Annotated in this window: 26 protein-coding genes, 2 pseudogenes and 1 riboswitch; of the genes and pseudogenes, 12 read left to right on the plus strand and 16 right to left on the minus strand. The window is 58.3% G+C overall.

The window, feature by feature from the left end:
• Positions 1-32 precede the first annotated feature (32 nt).
• Together cimA and ebsA are read right to left on the minus strand one after the other, a co-directional pair.
• Complete coding sequence (gene cimA, locus NW816_RS09245; protein WP_414408955.1) at positions 33-1727, minus strand: citramalate synthase; 1695 nt, start codon at positions 1725-1727, stop codon at positions 33-35.
• Positions 1717-2088, minus strand: coding sequence for a type IV pilus biogenesis protein EbsA (ebsA, locus tag NW816_RS09250; RefSeq protein WP_414408956.1), 372 nt, complete (start codon positions 2086-2088; stop codon positions 1717-1719). Before ebsA ends, cimA begins: the two co-directional genes overlap by 11 nt.
• 443 nt (positions 2089-2531) lie before the next feature.
• Here ebsA and larE point away from each other — a divergent pair, with 443 nt between their 5' ends.
• From larE to NW816_RS09265, 3 genes are all read left to right on the plus strand, one after another.
• Entirely contained in the window at positions 2532-3452 is a 921-nt protein-coding gene (gene larE, locus NW816_RS09255; protein WP_414408957.1) for an ATP-dependent sacrificial sulfur transferase LarE, read from the plus strand.
• 59 nt (positions 3453-3511) lie between these two features.
• Positions 3512-5344 carry a DUF3769 domain-containing protein gene (locus tag NW816_RS09260; protein ID WP_414408958.1) on the plus strand — a complete coding sequence of 611 codons (1833 nt, stop codon included), beginning with the start codon at positions 3512-3514 and terminating at the stop codon, positions 5342-5344.
• Between the two features lie 441 nt (positions 5345-5785).
• The gene (locus NW816_RS09265; RefSeq protein ID WP_414331305.1) at positions 5786-6067 is read left to right on the plus strand and encodes a DUF1830 domain-containing protein; all 282 of its coding nucleotides are present in this window, start codon (positions 5786-5788) and stop codon (positions 6065-6067) included.
• A gap of 24 nt (positions 6068-6091) precedes the next feature.
• On the opposite strand, the gene NW816_RS09270 is transcribed toward NW816_RS09265, so the two are convergent.
• The 8 genes and pseudogenes from NW816_RS09270 to NW816_RS09305 all read right to left on the minus strand — a co-directional run bounded on the left by NW816_RS09270 (position 6092) and on the right by NW816_RS09305 (position 10814).
• Positions 6092-6481, minus strand: coding sequence for a hypothetical protein (locus NW816_RS09270; RefSeq protein WP_414408959.1), 390 nt, complete (start codon positions 6479-6481; stop codon positions 6092-6094).
• A gap of 31 nt (positions 6482-6512) precedes the next feature.
• Entirely contained in the window at positions 6513-7238 is a 726-nt protein-coding gene (locus tag NW816_RS09275; protein WP_414408960.1) for a hypothetical protein, read from the minus strand.
• A gap of 41 nt (positions 7239-7279) precedes the next feature.
• A complete protein-coding gene (locus NW816_RS09280; protein WP_414408961.1) occupies positions 7280-7825 on the minus strand; it encodes a DUF3110 domain-containing protein in 546 nt (181 codons plus the stop codon).
• 113 nt (positions 7826-7938) lie between these two features.
• A complete protein-coding gene (locus NW816_RS09285; protein ID WP_414351969.1) occupies positions 7939-8166 on the minus strand; it encodes a hypothetical protein in 228 nt (75 codons plus the stop codon).
• 247 nt (positions 8167-8413) lie between these two features.
• The gene (locus NW816_RS09290) at positions 8414-8758 is read right to left on the minus strand and encodes an ArsR/SmtB family transcription factor (RefSeq protein WP_414330075.1); all 345 of its coding nucleotides are present in this window, start codon (positions 8756-8758) and stop codon (positions 8414-8416) included.
• A 93-nt stretch (positions 8759-8851) separates the two neighbouring features.
• The gene (locus NW816_RS09295) at positions 8852-9055 is read right to left on the minus strand and encodes a hypothetical protein (RefSeq protein ID WP_414408983.1); all 204 of its coding nucleotides are present in this window, start codon (positions 9053-9055) and stop codon (positions 8852-8854) included.
• A gap of 40 nt (positions 9056-9095) precedes the next feature.
• Positions 9096-9347 (minus strand): annotated as a pseudogene (locus NW816_RS09300) (zinc ribbon domain-containing protein); the annotation flags it as partial.
• A gap of 207 nt (positions 9348-9554) precedes the next feature.
• Complete coding sequence (locus NW816_RS09305) at positions 9555-10814, minus strand: metallophosphoesterase family protein (RefSeq protein WP_238376945.1); 1260 nt, start codon at positions 10812-10814, stop codon at positions 9555-9557.
• 153 nt (positions 10815-10967) lie between these two features.
• Between NW816_RS09305 and NW816_RS09310 the strand changes: the two genes are divergently transcribed.
• Positions 10968-11402, plus strand: a complete 435-nt coding sequence (locus tag NW816_RS09310) for a Fur family transcriptional regulator (protein WP_414408962.1) — start codon at positions 10968-10970, stop codon at positions 11400-11402.
• Positions 11403-11449: 47 nt separating this feature from the next.
• Here NW816_RS09310 and NW816_RS09315 read toward each other — a convergent pair whose 3' ends face one another.
• From NW816_RS09315 to NW816_RS09325, 3 genes are all read right to left on the minus strand, one after another.
• Positions 11450-13555, minus strand: a complete 2106-nt coding sequence (locus tag NW816_RS09315) for a thioredoxin domain-containing protein (RefSeq protein WP_414408963.1) — start codon at positions 13553-13555, stop codon at positions 11450-11452.
• A gap of 106 nt (positions 13556-13661) precedes the next feature.
• The gene (locus NW816_RS09320) at positions 13662-14165 is read right to left on the minus strand and encodes a GNAT family N-acetyltransferase (RefSeq protein WP_414408964.1); all 504 of its coding nucleotides are present in this window, start codon (positions 14163-14165) and stop codon (positions 13662-13664) included.
• Positions 14166-14242: 77 nt separating this feature from the next.
• The gene (locus NW816_RS09325; protein WP_414357051.1) at positions 14243-14710 is read right to left on the minus strand and encodes an SRPBCC family protein; all 468 of its coding nucleotides are present in this window, start codon (positions 14708-14710) and stop codon (positions 14243-14245) included.
• A gap of 294 nt (positions 14711-15004) precedes the next feature.
• Between NW816_RS09325 and NW816_RS09330 the strand changes: the two genes are divergently transcribed.
• Positions 15005-15781, plus strand: a complete 777-nt coding sequence (locus NW816_RS09330; protein ID WP_414408965.1) for a DUF502 domain-containing protein — start codon at positions 15005-15007, stop codon at positions 15779-15781.
• Here NW816_RS09330 and NW816_RS09335 read toward each other — a convergent pair.
• From NW816_RS09335 to aroA, 3 genes and pseudogenes are all read right to left on the minus strand, one after another.
• On the minus strand, positions 15778-16128 hold the full coding sequence (locus tag NW816_RS09335; RefSeq protein ID WP_414408966.1) for a TIGR03792 family protein: 351 nt from the start codon (positions 16126-16128) through the stop codon (positions 15778-15780). The genes NW816_RS09330 and NW816_RS09335 overlap by 4 nt on opposite strands.
• 122 nt (positions 16129-16250) lie before the next feature.
• Positions 16251-16647: pseudogene (locus NW816_RS09340) on the minus strand (IS630 transposase-related protein); the annotation flags it as partial.
• A 98-nt stretch (positions 16648-16745) separates the two neighbouring features.
• The gene (gene aroA, locus NW816_RS09345; protein WP_414408967.1) at positions 16746-18080 is read right to left on the minus strand and encodes a 3-phosphoshikimate 1-carboxyvinyltransferase; all 1335 of its coding nucleotides are present in this window, start codon (positions 18078-18080) and stop codon (positions 16746-16748) included.
• A 234-nt stretch (positions 18081-18314) separates the two neighbouring features.
• Between aroA and rsmH the strand changes: the two genes are divergently transcribed.
• From rsmH to NW816_RS09380, 7 genes are all read left to right on the plus strand, one after another.
• Complete coding sequence (gene rsmH / locus NW816_RS09350) at positions 18315-19226, plus strand: 16S rRNA (cytosine(1402)-N(4))-methyltransferase RsmH (RefSeq protein WP_414408968.1); 912 nt, start codon at positions 18315-18317, stop codon at positions 19224-19226.
• Positions 19227-19402: 176 nt separating this feature from the next.
• Positions 19403-19927, plus strand: a complete 525-nt coding sequence (locus tag NW816_RS09355; protein WP_414357046.1) for a hypothetical protein — start codon at positions 19403-19405, stop codon at positions 19925-19927.
• A 329-nt stretch (positions 19928-20256) separates the two neighbouring features.
• Positions 20257-20409, plus strand: a riboswitch (cobalamin riboswitch).
• 41 nt (positions 20410-20450) lie between these two features.
• On the plus strand, positions 20451-22421 hold the full coding sequence (locus tag NW816_RS09360) for a TonB-dependent receptor plug domain-containing protein (RefSeq protein ID WP_414408969.1): 1971 nt from the start codon (positions 20451-20453) through the stop codon (positions 22419-22421).
• A 101-nt stretch (positions 22422-22522) separates the two neighbouring features.
• Positions 22523-22951 (plus strand): DUF1636 domain-containing protein, encoded by a 429-nt coding sequence (locus NW816_RS09365; RefSeq protein ID WP_414408970.1) that lies wholly within the window; start codon positions 22523-22525, stop codon positions 22949-22951.
• Between the two features lie 11 nt (positions 22952-22962).
• Complete coding sequence (locus NW816_RS09370) at positions 22963-23832, plus strand: (2Fe-2S) ferredoxin domain-containing protein (RefSeq protein ID WP_414408971.1); 870 nt, start codon at positions 22963-22965, stop codon at positions 23830-23832.
• A gap of 237 nt (positions 23833-24069) precedes the next feature.
• On the plus strand, positions 24070-24477 hold the full coding sequence (locus NW816_RS09375; protein ID WP_238376949.1) for a hypothetical protein: 408 nt from the start codon (positions 24070-24072) through the stop codon (positions 24475-24477).
• 122 nt (positions 24478-24599) lie between these two features.
• Positions 24600-26651 carry an ArsA family ATPase gene (locus NW816_RS09380; RefSeq protein WP_414408972.1) on the plus strand — a complete coding sequence of 684 codons (2052 nt, stop codon included), beginning with the start codon at positions 24600-24602 and terminating at the stop codon, positions 26649-26651.
• Positions 26652-26679 lie beyond the last annotated feature (28 nt).

Below are 26679 nucleotides of genomic sequence, written 5' to 3' on the forward strand. Positions count from 1 at the left end.
CTGCCAGGGTAAAGCCAGTTGAAGGTTTTTCTTCAAGGGGAGGCCGTTTTTGCAGCCAGCGGAGAAGAACGGTGCTCTGCCGCAGCCGGCAAAGGAGAGCTGGGCGGCAGCAGGCTATACTCAAAGCCCTCCACCAAAGCCCGACAGGAGGCCTCGATGATGTTGGTGGAAACCCCCACCGTTGTCCAACGGCGGTGACCGTCGCTAAACTCCACCAGCACGCGCGTTTTGGCCGAGGTGCCGGCTCGCCCATCCAAAATGCGCACCTTGTAATCAGACAGGTGAATCGCCTCCAGTTGGGGATAGAACTCCAGCAGCGCCTTGCGCAACGCCCCATCCAGAGCGGCCACCGGCCCATTGCCTTCCGCCGCCGTCACCCGAGTCTGCCCCTGCACCGCGATTTTCACCGCTGCCAACGATTGCACATCCGTTGCCTCGCCACTGGGATCCCGGTCTTTGCTGTTCCAATCGGAGCGTGTGGTGGTCGTCACGTTGAAGCTGAGCACCTCAAAAGGATGGGAGCGTTGTCCCAGCAAGCCCCGCACCAACAGCTCAAAGCTGGCCTCAGCAGCCTCAAACTGATAGCCCTGCAGCTCCAAAGTTTTCAGCCGCTCCAAAATCAAGCGCGCCTGTGGATCCGACTTGTCCAGCCGGATCCCGAATCCGGCCATTTTGTGGAGAATGTTGCTCAGCCCCGCCTGTTCTGAGACCACGATGCGGCGACAGTTGCCCACTTGCTCGGGGGCGATGTGCTCGTAGGTGAGAGGGTTTTTCTGAACGGCGCTGACGTGGATCCCACCCTTGTGGGCAAAGGCCGATAGGCCCACAAACGGCGCATGGTCATCCGGGGCCAAATTGACCACCTCGCTGATGGAGCGGGAGATCTCCGTCAGGTGCTTCAGCTTCTCTTCCGGCAGACAGCGATAGCCCAGCTTCAATTGCAGGTTGGGGATGACACTGCACAGGTCGGCATTGCCGCAGCGTTCCCCATAGCCGTTGATAGTGCCCTGAACCATGCGCGCCCCCGCCTGCACAGCAGCCAGGGCGTTGGCCACAGCGGTGCCGGAGTCGTTGTGGGTGTGAATGCCCAGAGGCAAATGCCGCAGGTGATGGGATTCTGCCAAGACGGCTGCGGTAATCTGGGCGATCTCATGGGGCAGGGATCCGCCATTGGTATCGCAGAGAACCAGCCACTCTGCCCCTGCCTCGGCAGCCGCCACCAGGGTTTGCAGGGCATAGTCGGGGTTGTGGCGATAGGCATCGAACCAGTGCTCGGCATCGTAGATGACCCGCCGCTGCTGGGATCCCAAGTAGGCAATGGTATCCCGGATCATAGCCAGGTTTTCGGCCAGCGTGGTGCCCAGACCTTCGGTAACATGCAGATCCCAAGACTTGCCGAACACCGTCACGTAGCGGGTGCCCGCTGCCAAGATGGCTTGCAACATCGGATCTTCCGCCGCGCTGCGCCCCGGCTTGCGGGTGGAACAAAAGGCCACCAGCTCTGCTTGGGTCAGAGGCTCCTCCCGCATCTGCCAGAAAAACTGCACATCTTTGGGATTGGCTCCCGGCCAACCCCCTTCAATGAACGGGATCCCCAGGCGATCCAACAGCTTGGCAATCTGTAACTTGTCTTGCACCGACAACGATAGCCCCTCTCGCTGGGCCCCATCTCGCAGTGTGGTGTCGTAGAGGGTGATGGTGGCTGAGCAACCCAGATCAATCTTCATATCGCATCAGTTTCTTGTAAAAGGCGGTGGAGAAATCCGGCGGTTGTCCGCGCTGCACCAAAGCGACCACATCGATCAGATGATCCACAAACTCGTAGTTGGCAATGGAGAGCTGATAGGTGAGATCTGCATCCTGAGCAAAGATCACCTGAACCACCGTCAGATCCGAGGGCAACGGGGACATGTGCCAACTGGCCAAGAAGCGGACAGGCCCCTCTCCCTCGATGGCCCTCTGCCCTTCCAGGCTGGCTTTTTTGTAGAGGCCCACCGCGAGGGCTAGGTACTGTCGGCGGGCAACGGCGTAATAGGGCTGATAAACGGCCACTTCTGGCGGGCTGGCGGGTTCAAGTTGCAAAGCCATGGTGCGCTAGGAGAGGGGTACCGCTTTTTCTAAGTTTCATGAAGTTCTGCAAGATAGGTGGGATCCCTGTAGCCGAGAGAGATCTCTGCGTTGGCTGTAGCAAGTGTCGCCGGAATAAAGTTGTGAGGTCAATGGCAGGAGAGAACCCAGAGAGAATCTCAGGGGCCATCGCAACCTACCCCATCCAGCCTATCGCGTTAGCGGTGCGGAGCACAATCGCGACAGCGGGTGAGCGGACTACGGATAGATTGCCCAATTGTCTACTTTTCCTTGAGGGATCCCGCATCCCATGCTGGGGAGAAGCGTTGGAAAGTCGGGGATCTCTAGGAAAGAATAGAAAAGGAGGGATCCCTGCCCCTGCTCGCAACCGGCTCTTCTCCTGCCGGCAATAGCGAGATGGCATCCTTGCCTGGTTATCCAAACGCTTGGCATCTTCTGTCTTCATGAGCACAGCCCAAGGCCCAACCGCCTCTCGTCTCGACCCTCTCCCCCCCGGAGAGGGAGGAATAGCGGCCAACCCCCTGCTGGAGTGGGATCCCGTCCTGCAGCGCAAGTTCCAGCAGCTTGTCCAGATCTTCGCCGAGATGGAGCAGGTCTTGGTGGCCTACTCTGGGGGGGTTGATAGCAGCCTGGTGGCCAAGTTGGCCTGCGATCAGCTGGGGGAGCGGGCCCTGGCTGTCACCGCTGCTTCTCCTTCGCTGCTGCCCGAAGATTTGGAAGAAGCAATTCAGCAGGCTCGGCAAATCGGGATCCGCCATCAGATCGTCGAAACCCACGAGCTGGAGGATCCGAGCTACGCTGCCAACCCTGTTAACCGGTGTTACTTCTGCAAAAGTCACTTGCACGATACCTTGCGCCTGTTGGCCCAAGCCCAGGGATATAACCATGTGGTGGATGGTCTCAATGCCGACGATCTGGCCGATTACCGACCGGGGACACAGGCAGCTCGGGAGCGCGGCGTGCGTTCCCCTTTGGCGGAGGTGGGGATGAGCAAGCTGGAGGTGCGGCAATTGTCTCGCCACCTGGGGCTGTCTTGGTGGGATAAACCGGCCCAACCCTGCCTCAGCTCTCGCTTTCCCTACGGGGAGGCAATCACCCCTGAGAAGCTGCGTCGGGTGGGAGCGGCGGAGCGCTACTTGCGCAGCTTGGGTTGGCGGCAGGTCAGGGTGCGCTCGGAGAAGGACACCGCCCGCATCGAACTTCCCCCCCATCAGATCGTGGAGTTTGTGCAGAAAACCGATCTCTCAGCCTTGGTCGCAGCCTTTCAGGCGGTGGGCTATCTCTATGTCAGTCTCGATCTGGAGGGCTACCGCAGCGGCAAGCTCAACCGAGTCCTCAACCCTTCTCAGTTGACCACAAGCTAGCGGGCTGGGGAAGCCGTAGGGGATGTGTGTTGAAGTTTCGCGCCGGGTGATGAGGAGGTATGGGAGGGTTGCGGTTGCTCTGGCTCTGCTTGGGGGTGCTGGGGTTGGCAGTTGCCGGCCCTACTGCGGCTCAGGTGGAACCACAGAAGAAGGGGGTCGCCCAGCCCATAAGTACGACCGACCTCGGCGCCCTTGCCGACCGAACGTTACGGCTGCGTTCTGATCGGCAAACCTTCGACCAACGGGCGGAAGTTTTCCAGGCGGAAGGCAATGTGGAGATGCGGCTGGGTCGCTCTGTGTTGCGGGCGGATCGCCTGCGCATTGAGCTGCGACAGCGGCGGGCTGTGGCCGAGGGCAATGTCTCTATTCAACTGGATCGGCAGCGCATCCAGGGATCCCGCCTAGAATACGACTTTGAGCAGGAGCGGGGGTTTTTGGAAGAGGCCTTCGGGCAGGTGGATATTGGCCAGTTGCAGGCCGGTGGATCCCCGGCAGCCGCTTTGGCGCCAGAGCGGTTGGTGCGCTTTCGTGCCGTTCGCATTCGCTTCGATGCCAACACCTGGGAAGGAGAACAGGTGCGGCTGACCAACGACCCGCTGGATCCGCCGGAGTTGGAGATTCGCAGCCCACGGGTGACCTCCACTCTTCAGGCAGATGGTTCCAGCCTGCTGATTGCCGAGGCGGGGCAATTGGTTTTCGACCAGGTCTTGTTTCTGCCCCTGCCCATTCGGCTGCGCTTCGACTCGTTGAACCGTCAGCCTCCGGTCAGCATCTTCTACGACGATTTCGACCGAGAAGAATTGCGACGGGGCTTGATCCTCCAGTCCAACATCGAGCTGCTGCGGGATCCCAACGTGAGCTTGGTGCTCTCCCCGCAACTGTATCCACAACGTCTTTGGGGCAGTGAGCAGGGCCTTTTGGATGGGATCGGGCTGCGGGCCGATTTTCGTTGGCGGCAACCGGAAGCCAACGCTCAAACCTCCCTGTTTGCCGAGCTGCGGGGGATCGTCTTCCAGGAGTTTGCTCAGCGCTTGCGAGCTCAGGTCGAACACCGCATCACCACCGGCGATGGTGGAGAAGTCGCCTACACCTACGCCTATCGGGAACGCTTCTTCAGCGGTCGCCTGGGGTTTCAAATTGTGGAAAACCGCCTCGGTGCCAGCTACCGCTCACCCACCCTCCGCCTGGGCAATACCGGCTTGGATCTCAGCTACCGCATAGCCGCCGACTACATCGATGCCTTGGGGCAGCCGGATGAAATCGACACGGATCCGGAGTTGGCCTTAGCCAACACCACCGACCGCATTCAGCTCTCCCGCCTGCAACTGGGGGCAACCTTGAATCGCTCCTTTCCCCTCTGGAGCCCTCCCAAGACGGCGGCGGATCCCCCACCCCGCTTTTCCGCTCTGCCTATTGAGCAAGGGATCTGGCTCAACACCGGCGTGAGCAGCAGCCAGTCTTTTTACTCCAATGGCCGGGCCCAGAGCTATACCGCCGGCAGCATTGGTATCGATGCGGTGATCGGGGCTTTCGTGGCCGATACCTTCGACTACACCAACCTGAGGGTGACCTACTCCAACGGTTTTCTGGCCGGAGCCTCGCCGTTTTTGTTCGACCGCATCACCACGCGGGAACAGCTCGTCTTGGGCTTTTTGCAACAACTGTACGGCCCGCTGCGGGTGGGGGCAGAGACGACGGTAGATTTGCAGTCAGGCCAGCAGGTGGATGTCGTCTATCGCCTGGGCTATGACCGCCGCACCTATGGCTTCAGCCTGCAATACAATCCGGTGCGCCAGTCGGGGGCTCTGGAGCTGCGGGTGGAGGGCCTGAACTGGGATCCCGGCCAATCCTCGCCGCAGCCGACGACCGGATCGAGGATCCAAGAGCCCTGATCCCCAAACTCCAAGGGAACGGAAAAATGTAATCCTGACTACTACTCTGTGGAGATTTTCTATGAGAAATTACCCCAACTTGGGGAGAAATCCTACCTCAAATCTGCCTTGAATTGCAGAACCCTTCTGGACATCGAAACGGTAAGGTAAGATACAGAAGTTACAGTCATTTTAAACAGGAATGAGACCTTTCCGTGGCATTGCTTCCTAACTCTCCTCTCCCAAAGGAGAGGGGCTGGGGGTGAAGGATGACTCCCTCTGTAAGCGGCGCGGAACGCTTGGGAAGTGTTTCAATCTAGTTTGGAATGACTATGAATGACTATGTTTTTCCAGGATTGATTTCTGCCAGTTGGGATCGCCGTATCGCAGACTACCGCAGTGATCCCCAGACGGTGTTAGGGTAGATGGTAGGCTGAGCAACGTGGGCTGGTAATCTGAATTATGCAAACACTCGATGCAATCCCCGATAAAAAACGAGCAGAGCGAATAACCTGTAGCTACATCAATGCGACCAGCTCCATTCAGGTGGTTCGCATCACGAATATCGAAAACTGGTACTTTGAGCGGGTGGTCTTTCCAGGCCAGCGGCTGCTCTTTGAAGCGGTGCCTGGAGCCAAGCTAGAGATTCACACGGGCATGATGGCCAGCTCCATTCTGGCAGACACCATCCCCTGTGAAAAGCTGCGCGTTCGAGAAACGGAGCCGGTGACTGCGGGCGCCTAGATCTCCAGAGGCCAGGGGTGCGGACTAGGTTTCGCGGCCTTGCTGCTTTCTCTCTTCTCTTTCCGAACTGGGGGAAGGCTGAGGCGAGGGGCTGGCGGAGCGGCGCGGCTTGGGAGGTAGGGGGATCTCCAGGAAACGGGCGCTCAATCTCACCAGGCTGGTCTCTTGGGGCGGCCAAGGGATCCCCAACCAACGGGCTGTGAGCTCCAGCAAGCTGGGGGGTGGTGTCGGCGTAGGAGTTGGCGTGGGTGGTGAGGTGGGGTACAGATCTAGGCGCGGTGGCCGTGGGGTGCTAACCCGAAAAGCATCGGGGGGCGGTTGGGTCAGAGGTACATTCGGATCCCCGCATCCCAGCAAGCCCAGTCCGCCGGCAAGCAACAGGCCGTACAATTTTCGAGTGCCTCTACTGCCCATGAGTACGCTGCTGGACACCTCCAACAGGGTATCATCGAGAGCCCAAGGTTCTGAGCTGAGCTTGTAGATCTGCCTCCAGGCCGGACAGCTCACGAGCCAGGGTTGCGTAGCGGTTGCCAGTCAAGTTTTTGGCGGTAAATTGCTCCAACAGTTGCTGATCCCGGGCAACCATTTGGTTGAGATACTGAGCCACAGAGGCTTGTGGATCCTCGATCAAAGCTCGGCACACCTGTAGGGCCATCACCAGTTGGGCCCGCACTTGTAAAAACAGCGATTGGATGTACTTCTGCTCGGCCTCACTGAGTTGCCGAAAATCTCGCCAATGCTGCCCCCCCTGCAGGGATTGTTGGAGCTCGTTGACCCAGTGGTTGTAGTCTTTTACCTTGCGGGCCAGATCGGTGGCAAACTTCATCATCTCAGGGGTGCTGTTGAGCAGATGGGCTTCCTGCCAACGCTGGCGGATGCGATGCAGGCTTTTTCCCAAGCGCAGGCTGACTCTCAGGATCCCCAACAGGAGCAGCAGTAGGATCCCGGCAGCCGCGGTATAGGACACCCAAGAGCCGGGATCCCGCATCCCCAAGAAGATGACCAAGGCTATTGCTATCAAACCAAAGGCCAGCATGCCCCAGGAGCGTAGCCGCTGTTGCTGCAGACGCAGGTACTCCGCCCGCAAATCAAAGGCCTCGCAGCAAGCGTCCAGATCGGCGGCCATGAGCTGGCGAAACTCGTCCACAGAGATCGGTTCCACACTAATCATCGAGGGCACCCTTAACGCAAGTGGATCGAGGCCAAACGGCATCAAGACCTGCCCTGCCAATCACGGGCAGCTTCCGTGCTTTCTTGTAGGGGCTCCAGCGTTTCGCTGGCCGGAACCACCATCAACCCATACCCTCCGCTGCGGCAAAAATCGACGATCTCCTGCGTGTCAAAGCGTTCTGCCACGGGCTTGGGCAGTCCCTGTTGAGCCAACCGCTGCGCATATTTTCTTGCCGCAAACGAGCTCTCGAAAGCAATGACGATATCTTGACCCCCAACCTGGCGCGTGCAGATTCCCTCCTGCCCATTGGCTTGGTAAAGCAGCACAATCACCTGGGGGGGCAAGTCCTCTGGGCTGACCCAAGACAAACCCTTCTCAGCCTGGGATCCCCCGCTAAGCAATACATCCCGCGCCTCATTCAGCCGCGCCAGTTGCGCCTCTAGCAAGGGTCTTTGTCGCTCGTCCTCCAGTTCTGCGAGGGCAGTACTGAGGGTTTGGTATTCCTGAAACAGTCGCCCCCGGATCTGCCGCTCGGTTGCGTCCGGCGGAAGGTTGAGAATCTCAAGGGCTTCGGCGGTGTTCATCATGGGCTCTGATTTATTCAAAATCATTGCCTAGACTAGCTGCTTTGAGAGTCTCTGGAGAGAAATTCTCCTATGATCGTGGCTGCCCGCTTTCTCGGCCAGAAGAGAGGGTGGACTCACCGAGTGCGGCGATGATTACTTCCATCTTGGGGCTGCTCAGCAGGGGAATTGACCTGGGGTTGGTCAGATAAAGAGGGAAGGGGGAAGCCCAACTCAAAAGCCTCTCGTGCCAGCAAAGCCAGCAGAGATGGATTCAACTGGGCGCGTTTCACCCGCTCCTTGAGGCGATTCCACAGGTGTGCTCGGTGGATGCGTTCCAACTCTTCTCGCTGTTCACGTATCATGTTGTTCCCACCTCTCTTGTATCAATCCTAACTAAGCAACAGGGGAGCTGGTGTCAGGGAACTTTGATGGATTTTAGGAGATGGGATCCTCATTTTCTCCGAGTTGACCCGCCGGGATCCCTGGGGTTGCCAGCAGGGAACACCATTCACATCTGTAATTTCTTGTGTTGCAGCAAGCCCGTCTTCGGAATGTACAAGGGCGGGATCCGACAGTTTTTCTAGGGACATTTTGGGATCCCTGCGCGCCTTAGAGGTCTTCCACACAGGGAACTGCGGCCTTGACAGGGCCAGCTTGCCCCAATCTATCCAAAAAATGCTGCAGGAGCTGAAAACCGGGTGGGTTGAGGCTGTAGTAAATCCAGCGCCCCTGCTGGCGAGCATTGACCAATTTCGCATCCCGCAGGGTTTTGAGGTGAAACGAGAGCTTGGATTGGCTCACCTTCAGCTCCTCGCAGAGATCACAAACACACAACTCACGCCCCTGCAGCAGTTGCAGCACGCGCAGGCGAATCGGGTCAGAGAGGGCGTGGAATCCCTCCCGCACCTGCTCATCTGTCAAATTCCCCTCTACCTCAACCAGGAACGAAACCATCATTCAACCAGGGTAGCAGGAGTTTTGCGCTGCGGCTGCTGATGGATTCGATGGCAGGGGAAAGGCGCGACAATCAACCAGTTTGGCAGCATCTCACTCGAAGGCAAGCAAATACAGACCTTCCGGTTCAGAAGGGATCAGTTGATACGGATCTTTCTGATTGGCCTGTTCACAGAGATTGGCAAAAGACTGCAAACCTTCCAAGCGTTCCGTGAGTTCGCTGAGGGTATCGAGGTACTCCGCCAAGCCCGCTTGAGTCAGGTACCAAGATTTGTCCAGCTCTCGGAAATAGGTCATGTAAACTACCCGACCCTGACTGCTTCGCAGTACAGGGCAGGCTTTCGGTAGCCCTGTAGTTGGCAAGCCAACCACGTTCGCGAAGCGAGCCGTAGGCTTGACCTCTAGGCTGGTTTACAGCAGCCCCCAAAAGCGCAATCACATTTGCACCGTTAAAATCAGCATCCCCTTCCCAACCACAATGCCCGCACTTAAATCCCTTCCCATCCCGGTACGACTTACCAGAGTCGGGATGAATGGGCAAGCATTTGTGGCAAGTCTGTGAGGTATAGGCCGGTGGTACAGTTACCACTTTCTTCACAAGCTCTCCACAGTTTCGCTGAAATCAATCACTGGGATCCGTTATGCGAGAGACACAGTTGCACCGGCTATGGCTGGTGTTGCTGGAAAAAGCTGCTTTGAATCATCTGTTGAAAAGCCTGGGCTGCTCGCGAAGTGTGCAGAACCCTCGCGAGAGCATCTACAAACGGCTCATCAATCTTTTGCCAAGACGGAGACGTTAATCCCGACACAGGGATCCAATACGAGCTTGGCAGGTGGCGATTTCTTGGGGGGTGAGGTTGTCCCAATTGACGTCGCGGCGCAGCACCAAGCCATTGTGCCCAGTGATGAAACGGGGCAGCTCTGCTTGGTCGATCACGCTCAGATCCCGCATGTGATAGGTAGTGTAATAGGTAACATCTGGGCTCTCGAAATCCACGTCGATAAGGGTGAGGGTCTTGCGGGGGGGCAGAGGGCTGCCCAAGAGGGGACGAGGGCCAGAGCCGAGAATGCCGCAGTGAAGCAGTTGCAGTTGCCCTTTGTGGCCAGGGTAGTAGCCGTGGTCGTGGCCGCTGATGTAGGTGTGGACGCGGTACTTCTCCAGCAGAGCCCGTTTGGCATCCGCCTCCAGCAGCACTTCTCCCGGATCGTCGCGCCCGACAGTGATGGCGTAGAGGGGCAGATGGCCGATGACAATGCGCAACTTGGCCTTCTGAGCCCGTTCGCTGGCCAGAGCCGCTTCCGCCCAGGCCATTTGTTCGGGCGGGATGTAATTGCAGGTGGCATCCCAGACTAGGTAAAACACATCGTCTTTTTCAAAGGTGTAGTAGAAGGGAAAGTCCCCCCGATCCACAAAGTTCAAACCTGGGTCGTGGGCCGGATCGTTCCAAAACTCGCGGGCCAGATCCCGTTCTTTTTGAAAGAGAAAGCCGCCCCGCGTGGTGCGGGCACAGGAAGCATCGTGATTGCCCAAGGTAAAGCCGTAGGGAAGTTTGGCCGCACGGATTGGGCCAGCCACATGCCGGTCGAAGGCTGCCCACATGGCGCGAATGCGCTCCTCCGACAGGCGGGGATCCTGACCGGCCACCATATCTCCTCCTCCCAAAACAATATCCGGCTGAAGATAGGGGATGAGGCCGATGCCCCGATCCACCTCTGGGTCGTATTCCACCGAGCCGTAGATGCCGTTCATGTCACTGATGACCAAGAGGCGCAGATCTCGGCGGGGGGGGATGTAGAGGCCATGGGGGGCATCTGGATGGGGGACGACGGTGGGGGTGGGCTGGGGGGTAGGAGAGGGGAGAGCGGCTCTAGGGGATCCCATCCCTGGGGCTAGATGAGAGGGCTGCTGCCGACTGGCCCAATAGGCTCCTGCCAATCCACTGCTGCTGGCCAACCCCAACAAACCCAGAATTACCTTGCGCCGCTGCATGATCTTTGCCCCCAACACTCCAGCGGTATTGTAGAAAATCAAAAGGCTGATGTTGGGCTCTTCCATCTGCGCACGGCCTGGACTCGGCTCGAAGATGGCTATGCGCGGCAGCTCTTGTAGAGTTCGGGGTGTTTTTTGAACAACTGTTGACGCACAAATGCTACCTTGGTAGACATGAGCAACTACCTATCTCAGACTCGGTATGACTTGAGGTTTTCCATGCCTCGCCCCTTGGATTCTTTGGAAGCTGCTTTGGAACGGTGCCGGGAGTGCAATCTGCGTTTGAGCCGACAGCGCCGTTATATCCTGGAGCTGCTGTGGCAGTGTGGCGAGCACCTCTCCGCCCGCGAGATTTACGATCGCCTAAATCAGCGGGGCAAACCGATTGGCCACACGTCCGTTTATCAAAACCTGGAAGCTTTGGCCAGCCACAACATTGTCGAGTGCTTGGATCGTGCCGATGGGCGCCGCTACGGCAACCGCACCCATCCCCACAGCCACGTGAACTGTCTGGATAGCAACCGCATCTTGGATGTGGACGTGGAGCTGCCGCCTGAACTGCTGGCCCAAGTGGAGCAACAAACGGGCACCCGCATCCAAAGTTACCGCATTGAGTTTTTTGGGGTGGAAAAGCCTGCGGAGCCCCAGCAGTAACCTTGGCAAAGGGATCCCTGTTGCCCTGAGCAAAAGTTGGGCAAAGGTCAGTAAGCTCGATTTTGGCCTTTGGTGATTTGGGACTGGATTTGCTCGAGAGAACTGGCAGGGGCCAGGCATTTGTTGCCCCAGCACACCAGCCCTAGAGCTCCTTCCGGCAGAGGTTCGGCTTCGGTGGGGAGAGCAAAGACGGTGGTGGGCCAAGATCGTTGCTGAAAGGCGGGAATGGAATCGGCCTCCAGGGTGACTTTCACCCAATTGCTGTACCAATCCAGTCCGGCAAAAAGGCTGGGGCAGGTGCGCGGCTGGGTGCTCATGATGTGGGCAAAGGTTTTCAAGGCCTGCTCTGCCCGCTCCAGGTAGTCCAGATCTCCAGTGAGGGCGGCAAGGCGCACCAGGTTGGCAATGGCCACCCCATTGGCTGCAGGGGTAGCGTTGTCCTGGAACTCCTTCTCTCGCACCAACAGCTCAGGGGCACTCTGGGCATCGCTGACAAAGTATCCCCCCCTGGCCGGATCCCACAGTTGCGCATCCATCTCCTGCTGGAGCTGGAGGGCAGCCTGCAACCAGTCTTGAGGGGTGGGATCCCCCACCAGAGGCAGGCAGGCTTGCTGCAAGTCCAACAGGGCCTTGATCAGCAGGGCGTAATCTTCCGATTTGGCGGGCACCTGAGCTGTGCCATCGTAGTTCAGGCGCAACAGGGATCCGGTCTCAGGGTGGCGCTGCTGGCTGAGGATGAATTGGGCAGCCCGCAGAGCGAATTGCAGATAGTCTGCGTTGCCGAACACTTGATAGGCCCGCGCCAGGCCGGAGATCATCAAGGCGTTCCAAGAGACGATCATCTTGGTGTCGGTGACAGGTGGGATTCGCCCTGGCCAGGATTGCAGACGGGCCAATTGGGCATCCACTGCCGGAGGGAAGGGAACTCGTCGATCCGCAGAGCCATAGCGTGCCTGAAACAGATGGGTGGTCAAGGCGGCTTCAACTTCTGGCGGCAACGTCCCCCCCTGTTTGCGCTGCAAGACGATGCAGCCGGGCCGATCAGGGAAATTGCCCCCCGGAGACAGGTCAAACGCCTGCTGCAAGGCGCGGAAGGTTTCTTCCCCCAAGAGATCCTGCAGCTCCTGCCAGCGCCAGACGTAGAACTCTCCCTCTTCCGGCTCTCGATCTTCTGCCCGGGCAAAGCTGTCGGCATCTTGAGCGGCGTAGAAATACCCGGCAGGGGCGGTCATCTCTCGCGCCACCCACTCCACCGTCAGCCGCACCGCCCGCTCGATGGCCGGATCTTGGATACCGTGCGCCCACAGATCGGAGAGAAACTCTAGGATCTGCCCGTTGTCGTAGAGCATCTTTTCAAAGTGGGGCACCGTCCAGGTGGGATCCACGGTGTAGCGGTGAAATCCTCCGGCCACATGGTCGAAGATCCCTCCCAACACCAAGGCCATACCTCGCTCTTTGGCCCGTTCCAGAGCGCTCGGCGAGCCAGGGATCCCTTCCGGTGGGTCGAAGCGGGCCGAACGCAATACCAACTGAGCGTAGGGCATCATGGGAAATTGCTGCACCGCCCCGGCATTGGAGAGCAAAGGCTGGATCTTGGGGATCCCAGAGCGCAGCAGGTCGGCGGGAATGTGGTCTTCCGGCACCAGGTCGCTGAGGGTGGTCAGAGCCGTCAAAATCTGGCCTTTCATCTCCTCTATTTTTTCTTTTTCCTGCCGGTAGAACTGCAGGATGCGCTGCAGCAAGGCCAGAAACCCCGGGCGGCCAAAGCGGGGCTCTACGGGGAAATAGGTGCCGGCGTAAAAAGGCACCAGGTCATCGGGCGTGAGGAAAACATTGAGGGGCCACCCCCCCTGCCCGCTCATGAGCTGCAACGCCTGCATGTAGATGCTGTCGAGATCGGGCCGCTCCTCGCGATCCACCTTGATGGGCAAAAAATGGGCATTGAGGAAAGCGGCGATCTCCGGGTTGGAAAAAGCCTCGCCCTCCATGACCGTACACCAGTGGCAACTGGAATAGCCGATGGACAGAAAAATCGGCCTATCCTCGGCCCGGGCTTTCTCCAGAGCCTCGGGGATCCAAGGCCACCAGTCCACCGGGTTCTCGGCGTGCTTGCGCAAATAAAGGCTGGAACTTGTGGCGAGGCGATTGGCCATGAGTACACCCTCTCACCCTTTTTGCTTTTCAGGCTAGCGCGTCCTCCTCCCAAGGCAGAGCCAACCCACTGTTGTTCAAGATACACTCACCCAGGATCCCTGTCGGTCAAGCCTGCGCCTGTTCAGTAGACGGGATCAAAAACTCCAGAGGGCGCCCGTGCAAGACCAAGGTGGTGCTGGGGTTTTCCACAAAGCCGATCCGCTCGTAAAAGCCGCGCTGATGGGTTGTGAACAGGTAGATGCGCTCCACCGACTGCAGGTGGGGATGGCTGATCAGGGTTTCCACCAACTTGCGCCCAATGCCCTGACGTCGGTAGTCGTGATCGACCACGATATCCCAGAGGACGGCCCGGTAAACCCCATCGGAAGTGGCGCGGCCAAAGCCAATCAGGCGTTCCCCATCCCACACGCTGACCACCGGATGGCTGTGGGCAACGGCCCGCTCCATCTCCTCCCGCCGGCGATTCTGCGCCCAAAAGGCGTTGCGGTTCAACAGCAGGAGAAGCTGATCCAGATCCAGCTCGCCCCGCTCCAGAGAGAAGCGAATGTTGCGGTTGTCCACCGGCTGACGAGAGAGGGCAATGACAGGCTCAGGAGAGGGATCGGGCATGAAGAAGACCTTTGCAGCAGTGAGGGTTGGCAAGGAAGGGGGAGTTCAGCAAAACACTTGGGCCTGACAAACTGAGGCTAGCTGGCCGAGGCACTTTCGGCGGTTGGCCCCGCATGCTCTAGGGCATAGGCTTTGAAGCGCTCCAGATCCGCCTGGATGGTGCTCTCCACCACTTTGCCCACAAACAGGCCATCCAAGATTTTGCCGAGGATCCCCGGGATCTTGTAGGCAACCGACAGCTTAACAATGGTACTGCCTTTGCGGTCGTAAAAGCGCAGCGCGCCCCGGTTGGGCAGCCCCTCCACCGAACTCCAGCCGATGTGTTGGTGTTTCACCACCGTGTGGGTGCGGGAGATCCAACTGAAGGTGAGGCCGCGGGTATCCAGTGTCCACCGGGACAGCTCCTGATCCAGCAATTCCACCGAGCGGATCCACTTCATCCAACGGGGCATGAGGGTGAGGTTGGCCCACAAATCCCATACCTGCTCGATGGGAACAGGTACCTCCACCTGACAGGTATGCTCTAGCCAATCCGACTCTGACATAGGGCCTCCCACGCAACACCCGGCAGAAACGCGAACCATCCAAGGGCTTGACCACAACGCCTCGGAACGGGATCCCTGCCTTTACAAAATTTTATATCGACCTAAGATAGCATTATCGGCCTCGTGAAAGTTTGGGGCTCTGCGCTTTTTGGCAGCCCGGTTTCTTTTTCGAGCAAGTTGCGGCTGCCCCCCATGAGGGCAATGCAGAAGGCAGGTATCATGATTGCCATCTGCAAGCTCCACTTGCAAAGGTTCGGTGCATCCACTCGGTTGACTTGACGGAACGACCTCACCATGGTTTCTCAATGGAAACAGCATCTGAAGAACTACTTCGTGGCGGGGTTGCTGGTGGTGATCCCTCTGGCAACTACCATTTGGCTGACGGTGGAGGTGGCCACCTGGAGCATTGGCTTTCTGACCAGCATTCCGAAGCAGTTCAATCCCATCCAGGGTTTGCACCCGATTTTGATCAACCTGATTGACCTGGCCGTGGGCTTGCTGACGCCGATTGTGCTCATCCTGCTGATCGGCTTTATGGCCCGCAACATTGTCGGCCAGTGGCTGCTCAACCTGAGCGAACAGTTGCTCCATGCGATTCCGGTGGCGGGTCTGGTGTACAAGACCTTGAAGCAATTGCTCAGTGTTTTGTTTGCCCCCAACAATCAGGGCTTTCGGCGGGTGGTGCTGGTGGAATATCCCCGCCCGGGGGCTTGGGCGCTGGCCTTTGTGACGGGCACCATTCAAACTCCCATTCGGCCCGATGGGCCGCAGCGCTCCCTTGGCCTGTTTGTGCCCACCACCCCCAACCCAACGACGGGCTGGTACGCCATTGTGCCGGAAGACCAAGTGGTGGAAGTGTTCATGCCGGTGGAAGACGCCTTTAAGATGCTCATCTCCGGCGGCATTGTCACCCCCGAGAGCTTTGAAGCGGGACTGCAACGGCGGGAAGGAGCTTTGGCCGTGACCATGCCCAGCTTGCGGGAGCTGGTGGAGCAGGAGCGGGTGGCAGGATCCTCCAGGGCCGACTCGGTGCGCTCCGAGGTAGGTTTTGAGAGCGAAGGGATCCCTTAATCCTGCTTTCCGGGCTCTGGAGAAGGGCCGGGCTGCCAGAGCCGGTATTCTTTGGCCTGTTCCAAGCGCACATAAAAAGGCCGCATCTGCCGATCCAACGCCTCCACTTGCTCGGGGGAAAAGGCTTTCCAATCAGCGCGGCTGGCCCAGCGGAGGATGAGGTGGACAAGTTCAGGATCCTGCTGATCCAGCCAAACTTCTTTGCCCAGAAAACCCGGATGTCGGCGAAGGGCAGATCCCCAAACCTGCTCGTCTTGCTGAAGAAAGGCTGCTACCCCACCGGGAGGAACCCGGAAGCAGAGATGTTCAATAGCGATAGGGCCGGGCGGGCTGGGATGGGTTGACACAAGAACAAGGGCGACAAAGTTAGAGATGGGGATGTGGTCAATTCAAATAGCAACAAGACACTGGCCAGTGCAACAGCTCTGTTCGCGAAAGCGGGCCGTAGGTCTTATCCCTTCACCAACGGAACCAGGCTCTCACTCCCGTACTTCTGAACCCATCCCCTCAAGACCCTGGAGTGCTGAATTCTCTCTTCTCGATCCCGCTCTCGATACCCTAACTCTTTTTTTTCGTGTTATTTGCAGCTTCCTGAGAGCATAGTAAATAGCACTGGGTTGGACGCCGAACCTCTGGGCTCTCTCCTTCAGTCGAGCTTCTGGGTACTGGTCCACATCTTGCTGCAGGGCGGCCAAGTCTATCTTGCGTTTCCGGGTCTTGACTTTTGTCGGCCTAAGATCCTCTCGATTCAGCCAGCGATAAACCGTTGCGCGACTGACTTTGTAAATCTGTGCGGCTGTGGTGGGGCTGCCCCCTTCCTGGACATACCCTACGACTCTTTCTCTCAGGTCTAAGCTGTAGCCCATGGAGCTTTCTCCTGAGTCTGCCTTCATGCCATCTTACTTTAATACCGTCTCATCATCAACTGAATTGACCATAGATCTTCGCTCCCCACAAGATCCTCTCAAGACTCGAGGGAAGAAGCTGTCAATCGTTGCAGGGTGGGAATGAAGTCGGGGTAGGAGATGCGGGCACAGTCGGCTCCTCTGAGGAGGGTGGATCCCTGCGCTCCCAGGGCTGCCACCATCAGACTCATGGCGATGCGGTGATCCTCGTGGCTATCGACCTCAGCTCCATGAAGGGGGATCCCTCCTTTGATTTCCAGGCCATCGGGATATTCGGCGACCTGGGCTCCCATGCGGCTCAACTCTTGGGCCATGGCTGACAGGCGGTCGCTTTCTTTCACCCGCAGCTCTGCGGCATCGCGAATCACCGTGATCCCTTCGGCAAAGGCAGCCGCCACCGCCAAAACTGGGATCTCGTCGATCAAGGTGGGGATGAGATCGCCGGCGATGGTGCAGCCGCGCAAGCGGGCCGAACGCACCCGCAGATCTCCCAGGGGCTCACCGGCCATTTCCCGGAGGTTCTCAATTTGGATGTCAGCCCCCATCTCCTGCAACACCCGTAGTGCACCGGTACGGGTGGGGTTGAGGCCCACATCCCGGAGCAGCAATTCGCTCTCGGGCACAATGGAGGCGGCCACCAGCCAAAAGGCTGCCGAGCTGATATCTCCCGGCACCTGAACTTTTTGGCCCACCAGGCGGGATCCGCCCACCACGGCCACGGTTTTCGCCTCTGGATCCACGTGAATGTCGGCTCCGAAGGCCCGCAACATCCGTTCCGAGTGATCCCGAGAGAGAGCCGGCTCGGTGACTTGGGTGGTGCCTTCCGCCAGCAGACCCGCCAGCAAGAGGCAGGATTTTACCTGCGCTGAAGCCACCGGGGAGCGGTAGTGAATGCCCTTCAGGGATCCCCCTTGCACGGCCAAGGGTGCCAAGGTTCCACCGGCCCGTCCCCAAATGCTGGCCCCCATCTGCCGCAGTGGTTCTACCACCCGTCCCATGGGCCGCGAGCGCAGGGATCGATCCCCGGTGACGGCAAAAAAGCGCCCGGCATGGCCCGCCAGGATCCCCAGCATCAGTCGCAGGGTGGTGCCGGAGTTGCCGGCATCCAACACGTCCGCCGGTTCTTGCAGCCGGCCCAGGCCAACCCCCCGAATGCGAACACACTCGCTGTTAAGCTCCGAAATATCTGCCCCCAGCGCCCGAAAGCAGGCTGCCGTACTGCGGGGATCCTCTCCCAGCAACAGCCCTTGGATGGTGGTTTCTCCTTCGGCCAGGGATCCCAGCATCAGGGCGCGGTGGGAAATGGATTTGTCGCCGGGGATGCTGACTTGGCCGCGCAGGCCCTTGGCCGGCGAGAGGGTCAAGATATCAGTAGCAGAAGAGTGAGTCAACACAGCAACTCTGATGGCAGACTTGGCAAAAGCGGGAGCAGTCTCATCATACTCAGAGCGGGACTCGCGCCCCAGAGATTTTGCCGGGGATCCCAAGACAGCCTGTCTTTTGACGGCAACCCCTCTTTTCCCAGAGGATCACCTTAACAACATGGATTCCTCGGTCGGGGCCTGGCCTCGGCCTTTTTTTTGCAGATACTGAACTTTGTAGCAGCAGAAATAGAACCCCCGCAGACCGTGCTTGGCAAGGTGTATCAACACGATTCCGTTTTGACCGAGGAGGTGATGGCCTACCTGCAACCCCAGGGGGGCGGTATTTTTTTGGATGTGACGTTGGGAGGGGGTGGACACAGCTTGGCGCTGCTGCGGGGGGGAGCTGCTCGAGTGGTGGGGTTGGATCGGGATCCGGCGGCTCTGCAGGCGGCGCAAGCGCGTTTTGCAGCAGAAGGGATCCCCGGCAGCCGCATCCAACTGTGGCACCTCAATTTTGCCGATTTCGATCTGCAGCAGCATGGCTTTCGGGATGAGCAGGGGCAGGGGATCCCCTTCGATGGCATCGTGGCCGACTTGGGGGTGAGTTCTCCGCAACTGGACTGTCCTGAGCGGGGATTTAGCTTTCGCGGGGAGGGGCCGCTGGACATGCGCATGGATCCCAGTACAGCTCAGGAGACTGCCGCCGATTGGGTTAATCATCGCCCGGTCGAAGAGTTGATCGAGATTTTCACCCGTTACGGCGAAGAGCGATTTGCCCGCCGCATTGCCCATCACATCGAGCAGGCTCGTCCCCTCGCCACAACCACTCAGTTGGCCCAGGTGGTTTGGCAGGCAGTACCTCCGGCAGCTCGGCGAGGCCGCATTCACCCGGCCACTCGGGTCTTTCAGGCGTTGCGCATTGCCGTGAACCGAGAACTGGAGGCTTTAGAAACCTTGCTGGCCCAAGCCCCCACTTGGTTGAAACCCGGCGGCAGGTTGGCCGTGATCAGCTTCCATAGCCTTGAAGATCGCTTGGTGAAATGGGCCTTCCGCAGGGATCCCCGTTGGCAGGTGCTCACCCCCAGGCCCTTGTCCCCTTCCGAACTGGAACGGCAACGCAATCCACGGGCCCGCTCTGCCAAACTGCGAGTGGCTGCCCGCAGCATTCAGATGTAGGTTTAGGTTGGTTCTCCCGCTCTCAAGAGATCGGCTACTGTGAAGCGGACGGCTAGCCCGCCGAGACCAGGAATCGGGAGAAGGGGGTTGCTATTGGGGGATGCGGGGAACTAGGGTGAAGCGGAACCGGCAGTCCTGCACCGTCGGATCCCTTGGTGTGTGTGAGGTTAAGCCCTATGGTTAGCCAGCCTTTGAACGCAGGTCTTGATCGTCCCAAGAGCCCTCGTCGCCACAGACAGCCTTCTGCTCTGAGCCGACCCCTCTCCGGTACAGTTCAGGCCAGCCGCACCCAACCTTTGAATTTGAAGTTGAAATCAGCCCATCCTCGCAGCCAGCATCTTGCTTGGGCAGAACACCTAGCCTGGTGGAAGCAAATCTCCACAGGGATGGCTATCCTCTCCGGCGTTTCAGTGTTGAGCCTTTACAGTTGGACTGTGCACACCCAAAGCCGGTGGAGCCAGCGTTACCAGGTGTGGCAGCAGATGCAGCGCAACGAACGACAGTTTCTGCTGACTCAAGAATCCATTGCCAATTCTCTCCGGGAAATCGCCGACCGCTCCGAAATGGTGCCGCTGGTACCGGATCGGATGATCGAGGTGCCGATTGCCTCTCCCAGCCAAGTTGAGCCGGATCCAGCCCACCAGGCAACGGCTTTGCCAGAAATCGAAAAAGCCCCTCTTTTCTATCCGGTTGGGTACTAATTCATACGGATCCCGCCCATGACGGCTAGGCCAGCGTCCCCATCTTGCTTTCCCAAAAGCTGTGGGTCTTGTGAAGTCTCAGCGTATCTCTGTTCTCTAAAAGGCTAAGGGATCCCTGGGCCTCGCGATCTGGAGTAGCAGCGGGCTATCCTTCAACTGCTTACAAAGCAGTGAAGAAATCTGGCCTAAATGGGATGTGGCCCATCCGAAGCCCTGGGATTGCCGTTGGGATCCCGTTCACCCCTGGGGATGACATCCCCCCTGGCAGGATAGGAACTCCAGAGCAGGGGATGTATGATGCCTAGCACGGCTTTTTCGGAGCAATCGCAGAGAAAGCTGTACCGACAGGTTGTCCTGGGGATCAGCCAGGGCATGTAAAGGGGAAAGTCCGGTGCAAATCCGGCGCTGTGCCGCAACTGTGATGGGCTTGGGCTAGACCTATGCCCTCAGTCAGGATGCCCGCCTGCGGTTTTGGCTCGCATTTCTTCCGCGTCGCACGGAATCAGGAGCTTCAAGAAAGAAAATGAATCCCATTCTAGGTCTCAGCCTGGCGCTGGGGGGTCTTGTTTTGGGGATCCCAGCGTGGGCGCAGCCGGCGGCCTCTTCACCTTCAGCTCAAGAGGTGTTGGAAACCGGTGTTAGCGCCGAGATTTTAAATCAACCCGTCACCACACCTTTTCGCCGTCCTGGTTTGCTGCGGGATTCTTCCCGCCCGGTTTACGTCATTACCCGCCAGCAAATTCGAGAGCAAGGGGCAAGAACGGTTCAGGAGGCCCTGCGCTACCTGCCCGGGATCCTCAGCAACGGCACGGCGGGAACCCAGTTGGGAGCCCTTAGCTCCCAGTTTATGCGGGGAGGACGAACGGCCCAGGTGTTGGTGCTCTTGGATGGCCGCCCCATTAACGACCTGGGCTTTTTTGGCGGGTTCGATCTGTCTCAGATCACTACAGATGTGGTCGAGCGTATTGAGATCTCTCCAGGTGGGGGCTCCACCTTATACGGCTCCGATGCCGTTGGCGGGGTCATCAACATCGTGACGCTGGATCCAAAGCCGAGATCCGAGACTGTGCTGGAAGCGGCTATCGGCAGCTACGGCCTCAATGAGCAAGGGATCCAGAACCGCGGCCAGGTGCAGGATCTGGGCTGGGTGGTCAGCTATCGCCGTCTGCAGAGCAACAACGACTTTCCCTTTGAAATTAGGCGTTTGGGCAAAGCCGGCAGGCGGGAAAACTCGGCGGTGGAGTACCACAACCTACAAGCCAAGCTCACCTGGCAATTGGCAGAAGGCCAAGTCCTAACCGGAAATGCCCTTTATCTCAACAAAGCGTTTCAGGTGCCTGGCAGCACCGAGTTTCCCTCCCCCGATGCAGTGCAAAACACCAACGACCTGCTGTTAGATCTCAGTTGGCTGTGGGATCAAGAGAGGGGATCCCTGCAAGCTAGGGTATTTTTTGACGACCTCAACTATCGCTTCAGCGCCCCACAAAGCCAGGGATCCCGGGATGAGATCCTGCGAACGGGGTGGGGATCCCAACTGCAATACACCTGGAAGGCTGCTGAAAACCTGGAGCTTACTCTAGGAGCGGATTACCGATCCATTTCAGCTCGCAACACCACCTTCTCCTTTGCCAGGGGATCCACCAATGTCAACTACGACAATACCGTGAACCAAGGGGCCCTCTTTGCCCGCCTGGATTACAAGCCACAGCCCAACTTTTATCTCAACTTAGGTGTTCGCCAAGATTCGAGCAATCTGGTCAACGGTTCGGCCACCTCTCCTGCCGCAGGGATCCGCTGGGTTTTGGCAGAAGGCACCACCCTGAGGGCCAATTATGCCGGCAGCTTTCGCACCCCCTTGATCTCAAACTTATTCTTTCGTTTGCGGGGCTTTTTTGAGGTAGATGGGAACCCCAATTTGCGACCGGAGCGGGGAGAGAGTTTTGACATTGGCCTGGATCAGGCTCTGGGAGATTTTGGCCTGCTGCGCTTGACCTTTGCCCATAACCGCATCCGCGATGGCATCACCTTTGTCAGCACCGGCCCGCGCAGGGGAACCTACGAAAACATTGAGCTCGTGGAATACACGGGCTTGGAAGCAGCCCTGGATTTGCGATTGGGGGAAAACTGGACTCTTTTTGCCAACTACACCCTGAACGATCCCATCATCCGCTCGGCGCTGGATCCCAAAGCGGTTGGCAAACAGCTAGCCTTCGTGGGAGCAGACAGCTTCAACCTGGGCCTGAGCTACCGCGATGCAGAGGATCGGTATGCCTCAGTTTTCCTGCATCACATTGGCACTTTCTTTACCAACAACGCCAATACCCAATCTCTGCCCGGCTACACCAACCTGGCTCTGCGGGGAGGGATCCCGGTTGCAGAAAATCTCGCTCTAGAAGTGGGGGTTGATAACCTGCTGGATGAGCAATATGAGGTTTTCCCCGGCTACCCCGGAGTGGGTCGCACCGTTCGGCTCAATCTGAGAGGCCAATTTTAAAGGCTTAGCCATTTCGCTCACTGCTTGACCACTCGCTTAGATATTGAGATCATTTCCCCTTCTTCATCGCGCCCTTTACAGTCAAGTCTGGATTGCAAGTTATGCCGGTATCAAGCAGCTCTGTGTCTCAATCAACTTCCCAGTTGCCAGTTCAAGCTGGCAGCGCTGCTCAGCAACCCAGCGGTCATTATCTCTGGGTTTGCATCACCTGCGGATCTCGGTGGGTTAACGGCCAAAAAGAAGGGACTAGCAAGGGAGAAATGCTGCTGTCTGCCCTGCAATCCCAAACCATCCACCCCCAACTAACTCTAAAACCAGTTGCCTGTATGAGCGCCTGCAGCCATGCTTGCGTTGTTGCGTTGGCAGCACCTCAAAAGATGACCTATGTTTTTGGAGATCTGGATCCAAAAGATGTGGAGCTGATTCTGCAGACAGCAGAGCTCTACCTCACCAAGCCAGATGGGATCCTACCCTGGGCCGAGCGCCCTCTCAAAAAAGGGGTGATTGCTCGTATTCCACCACTACCTTGAGGAGCTCTCTCATGGCCGCTTTCACGCCCTGGATAACCCCTCTCCATCAAACTTGGCAGGAAGTTTCTCTGACGGGTTGGACAACCCTTTATGAAGGGATCCCTGCCCACATCGACTGCTTGGGGCCGTTGCTCTACGAGCTGTTTCAAGAGCACTGGGCCGAGATCCAGGTGGGCCATGTGGCGGAAGGCGGGGTGCTGGAGCTGGCTTTCAAGAAACCTCCAGCTTTGTGCGTGCTCTACGATGGCTATCTAACCGTTGCCACCGAAACTTGGCACCTGCATTTGTGCCTGGAGGAGCACCAAGGCGGCCCCCATTGCAAGACCCCACCCGAGCTGCGCCGCAAAAGATTGGTTAGCCGTGCTGCTCTCTACCGGCGCCTCAATCCCCAAGGTCAGCCCCGCATGTGGGGGATCCAATTCTGGAATGGAGCAGAAGAACCTTTGCTGCAGATTTTTCTGCCCAGCCCCTTTTTGGGGCCAGAGGAAGACTACCTGCCGGAAGGCAAAGCAGATTACCAAAAGCTTTCTCTTTACGAGCGCATCCGCGCCATCTATGTGCAGGGGAAAGAGCGGATCCCCTATGAGGATAACCCTCTTAAACGTCCCTACCTTGCTGTTTGTCGTTCCAGCCGTTGTTATCCTTCCCGCAACTACCAACCGGTTGTAGAAGCTCTGGAATCCGCCCTTCGAGAAGCCAACCTGGACGTACAGGTTATCACCTCAGGCTGCTTGGAAGTTTGCCAACAGGGGCCGGTGGTTTTTTACTCCGGAGATTGCACCTGGTACAAGCGGGTTACTCCCCAAGTAGCTCGGCAAATTGTTTTTGAGCATTTGCTTAATAGCTGTCCTCTGAAAGACCACCTTTTTCCAGGAGATTAAAGCATGATTGGCCTGCAATCGAGTGCTCAACCTATCCCCAGATCTTGCCGCTTGATCTCAGCCCCACTTTGGATACAAGCTGCTCAAGATTTGGCCCAAGGCTGGTTCTGGCCCAGCTTGTTTACCACCGTCGGCTGTCTCAGCAATATTGCTTATACATGTACCCTTCCTTTTGTAACTGTTGGTATTGTTGCAGGCACAACTTTAACCCGCCAAAGGGCAATCATTAGTGCTTTGATGATTTGGCTGGCCAACCAAATCTTTGGCTACACCTGGCACAACTATCCCCGCACTCCCGATTCGTTTGCCTGGGGGTTGGTGCTGGGGATCGGCACGGTGGGGATTGCTCTTGCTGGCGGTTACCGACCTCTGTTTTCTCAGTCCAAGCCGCTTCGGCCAAGGCAACTGCTGCTGAACTATCTCTGGATCCCGGCCATGCTCATCTTGGGGTTTCTGGCTTTTGAAGGGCTGATTTTGGCCGCCGGCCTGGTTTTGGGGGGAACGGAGGGCCTGACCCTGCCCATTCTGGGCAAAATCTGGCTGCACAACTGGCTGTGGACAGGACTTTGGATCGGGATCCACGCGCTGCTGGTGTGGGACAGAGGACGTCGCCGGGTGTGGCTGGGAGAGGAGAAACTGCGGTGAGCTGCTCCCGTACAAGCTCTTCCCATCCCGTCAGCGGTGCGGAGCACTTTTGCAGTGATCTGGAACATCCCCAAGAGGGATCCAGGCCAAAATAGGGGCGACCTGTGTGGGAGGGGATCCCTTTGCAGCTTTCTCATCTCAACAGTGGCAGGAGTGCCTACCGTCCTTCTCTGCTCTCTCCTTCCCAACGTCTCCTGCTGTTCAGCGGCAAGGGGGGAGTGGGAAAAACGACCCTGACCTGCGCGCTGGCCCGCCAACTGGCCCAGGTGGATCCTCAGCGCCGTCTGCTCCTGATGTCCACGGATCCCGCCCACTCGCTGGGGGACGTGCTGCAAATCTCGGTTACGGATGTGGCCCAACCCCTGCCGGATCGCCCCAATTTGCAGGTGCGGGCTTTGCAAGCGGAGATTTTGTTGCAATCTTTTCGGCAAACCTATGGGCCGGCCCTGGAGCTCATTGCCGAGCGGGGCAGTTGGTTTGGCCGAGAGGATCTGCTGCCGATCTGGGATTTAGCCTGGCCGGGGGTGGATGAGCTGATGGCGATTCTGGAGGTCAACCGGCTGCTGGCTGGGGAGGAGGTGGATACCGTTATCTTGGATACGGCCCCCACCGGGCATACCCTGCGGCTGTTGGAGCTGCCCGACTTTTTAGATAATCTGCTGGCTGTGTTTGCCACCTTTCAGGCCAAGCATCGGGAGATCGCCCAAGCCCTGACAGGCACCTATCGACCGGATGAGGCGGATGCGTTTTTGGCCCAGTTGCAGGGGGAACTTGAGGGGGGCAAAGCCCGCTTGACCAATCCGGAGAGCACCTCTGCTTGGCTGGTGATGATCCCGGAGCAGTTGAGCGTGGCGGAAACCCGCCGCTTTTGTCAGCAACTGCAAAACCGCCGCGTGCCCATCGGCGGTCTTCTGGTCAATCAGGTGCTGCTTGCAAGAGAGAATAACAGCCAACCTTCGCTGCCCGCTGCTCTCCCCTCTCCTCTCTACTCGGCGCGGCAACAGGAACAGCGGCGTGTGCTCAAAGCCCTACAGGAGGAGCTGCCCGGATACTCTATCTGGGTCTGTCCTTATCAACTGCAGGAGCCGGTTGGGTTGGCGGCCCTGGATGAGCTGGTTCAGCAGCTTCGCCCCTTGCCAGAGGTGCTGCTGGAGTTGGAAGGGATCCCAGAGCAAAAAGCAGAGAGCCAAGAGAAGAGAAAGTCTCTCTTCTCCACCCTCTTCCCTTCCTTCAAGGGGATCCCGTCCCTACCGGATTTTTTGACCCAAGGGATCCGACTGGTGTTGGTGGGGGGCAAAGGGGGTGTGGGCAAGACGACGGTGGCCGGGGCCCTGGCTTGGACCTTGGCCAAGCGCCATCCCGACAAGCAGCTCTTGCTGGTCTCCATCGATCCGGCCCACTCGTTGGGGGATCTGTTTCAAACGAAACTGGGTCAGGATCCCATCCCCCTGCTGCCCAACCTGCTGGGGCAGGAGATCGATGCGGCGGTGGTGCTGGAGCAATTCCGGCAGGATTACCTGGAGGAGGTGGCGGCCATCTTGGCAGGGGAGGGGACGGCAGGGGTGGAAGTCCAATACGACCCACAGGCGTGGCGGCAACTGCTGCAGATGCCCCCACCCGGCTTGGATGAGGTGATGGCCCTGTTGAGTGTTCTCCGACAGGAGACGAGCGGGCAGTTCGACCTGGTGGTGCTGGACACGGCTCCCACAGGCCATCTCTTGCGGTTTCTGCAGATGCCCCAGGCTCTGGAAGGTTGGGTAAGCTTGGCCCTGAAGCTGTGGCTGAAATATCGGGATGTGGTGGGCAGGTCGGAATGGGCGCAGCGGATGCGGGAGCTTTTGGCCCAGGTGCGGCAGCTTCGGCAGCAGCTCCAGGATCCCCAGCTTGTCACCTTTATCCCCGTCTTTAACCCCGAGCAGGCGGTTCTGGCAGAAACCGAGCGTCTTTTGGCGGAATTGGATGCTTTGGGGATCCCTCATCCCTACGCCGTTCTCAATCGGGTGTGGTTAGAGGATTCTACCCCCTTTGGAGAGGCCCTCCGCCGTCGTCACCAGGCTCTTCTGGCCCAGCTCCCCCAGCTATTTTCCCAGCAGGCTATCTTGATCATTCCCTCGCTGCATTCTCCCAGCGTGGAGAATATCGGCTCCTACTTGTTCGCTCCTCAGGAGCCCTAACCTAGGGGTAGACCTTGCTCACCCAAAG

Origin of the sequence: Synechococcus sp. W55.1 (assembly GCF_047461655.1) — a bacterium.
GTDB lineage: Bacteria > Cyanobacteriota > Cyanobacteriia > Thermostichales > Thermostichaceae > Thermostichus.

Bases quoted from the DNA above. Each gene is read 5' to 3' on its own strand.
- NW816_RS09305 (WP_238376945.1), bottom strand. From the start codon at position 10,814: ATGGAAGAGCCCAACATCAGCCTTTTGATTTTCTACAATACCGCTGGA.
- NW816_RS09265 (WP_414331305.1), top strand. From the start codon at position 5,786: ATGCAAACACTCGATGCAATCCCCGATAAAAAACGAGCAGAGCGAATA.
- NW816_RS09355 (WP_414357046.1), top strand. From the start codon at position 19,403: ATGGTTAGCCAGCCTTTGAACGCAGGTCTTGATCGTCCCAAGAGCCCT.
- NW816_RS09375 (WP_238376949.1), top strand. From the start codon at position 24,070: ATGATTTGGCTGGCCAACCAAATCTTTGGCTACACCTGGCACAACTAT.
- NW816_RS09285 (WP_414351969.1), bottom strand. From the start codon at position 8,166: ATGATACGTGAACAGCGAGAAGAGTTGGAACGCATCCACCGAGCACAC.
- NW816_RS09370 (WP_414408971.1), top strand. From the start codon at position 22,963: ATGGCCGCTTTCACGCCCTGGATAACCCCTCTCCATCAAACTTGGCAG.
- NW816_RS09270 (WP_414408959.1), bottom strand. From the start codon at position 6,481: ATGGGCAGTAGAGGCACTCGAAAATTGTACGGCCTGTTGCTTGCCGGC.
- NW816_RS09315 (WP_414408963.1), bottom strand. From the start codon at position 13,555: ATGGCCAATCGCCTCGCCACAAGTTCCAGCCTTTATTTGCGCAAGCAC.
- NW816_RS09365 (WP_414408970.1), top strand. From the start codon at position 22,523: ATGCCGGTATCAAGCAGCTCTGTGTCTCAATCAACTTCCCAGTTGCCA.
- NW816_RS09275 (WP_414408960.1), bottom strand. From the start codon at position 7,238: ATGATTAGTGTGGAACCGATCTCTGTGGACGAGTTTCGCCAGCTCATG.
- cimA (WP_414408955.1), bottom strand. From the start codon at position 1,727: ATGAAGATTGATCTGGGTTGCTCAGCCACCATCACCCTCTACGACACC.
- NW816_RS09280 (WP_414408961.1), bottom strand. From the start codon at position 7,825: ATGATGAACACCGCCGAAGCCCTTGAGATTCTCAACCTTCCGCCGGAC.
- NW816_RS09325 (WP_414357051.1), bottom strand. From the start codon at position 14,710: ATGTCAGAGTCGGATTGGCTAGAGCATACCTGTCAGGTGGAGGTACCT.
- NW816_RS09320 (WP_414408964.1), bottom strand. From the start codon at position 14,165: ATGCCCGATCCCTCTCCTGAGCCTGTCATTGCCCTCTCTCGTCAGCCG.
- NW816_RS09330 (WP_414408965.1), top strand. From the start codon at position 15,005: ATGGTTTCTCAATGGAAACAGCATCTGAAGAACTACTTCGTGGCGGGG.
- NW816_RS09260 (WP_414408958.1), top strand. From the start codon at position 3,512: ATGGGAGGGTTGCGGTTGCTCTGGCTCTGCTTGGGGGTGCTGGGGTTG.
- NW816_RS09290 (WP_414330075.1), bottom strand. From the start codon at position 8,758: ATGGTTTCGTTCCTGGTTGAGGTAGAGGGGAATTTGACAGATGAGCAG.
- ebsA (WP_414408956.1), bottom strand. From the start codon at position 2,088: ATGGCTTTGCAACTTGAACCCGCCAGCCCGCCAGAAGTGGCCGTTTAT.
- larE (WP_414408957.1), top strand. From the start codon at position 2,532: ATGAGCACAGCCCAAGGCCCAACCGCCTCTCGTCTCGACCCTCTCCCC.
- NW816_RS09310 (WP_414408962.1), top strand. From the start codon at position 10,968: ATGCCTCGCCCCTTGGATTCTTTGGAAGCTGCTTTGGAACGGTGCCGG.
- NW816_RS09360 (WP_414408969.1), top strand. From the start codon at position 20,451: ATGAATCCCATTCTAGGTCTCAGCCTGGCGCTGGGGGGTCTTGTTTTG.
- NW816_RS09295 (WP_414408983.1), bottom strand. From the start codon at position 9,055: ATGACCTATTTCCGAGAGCTGGACAAATCTTGGTACCTGACTCAAGCG.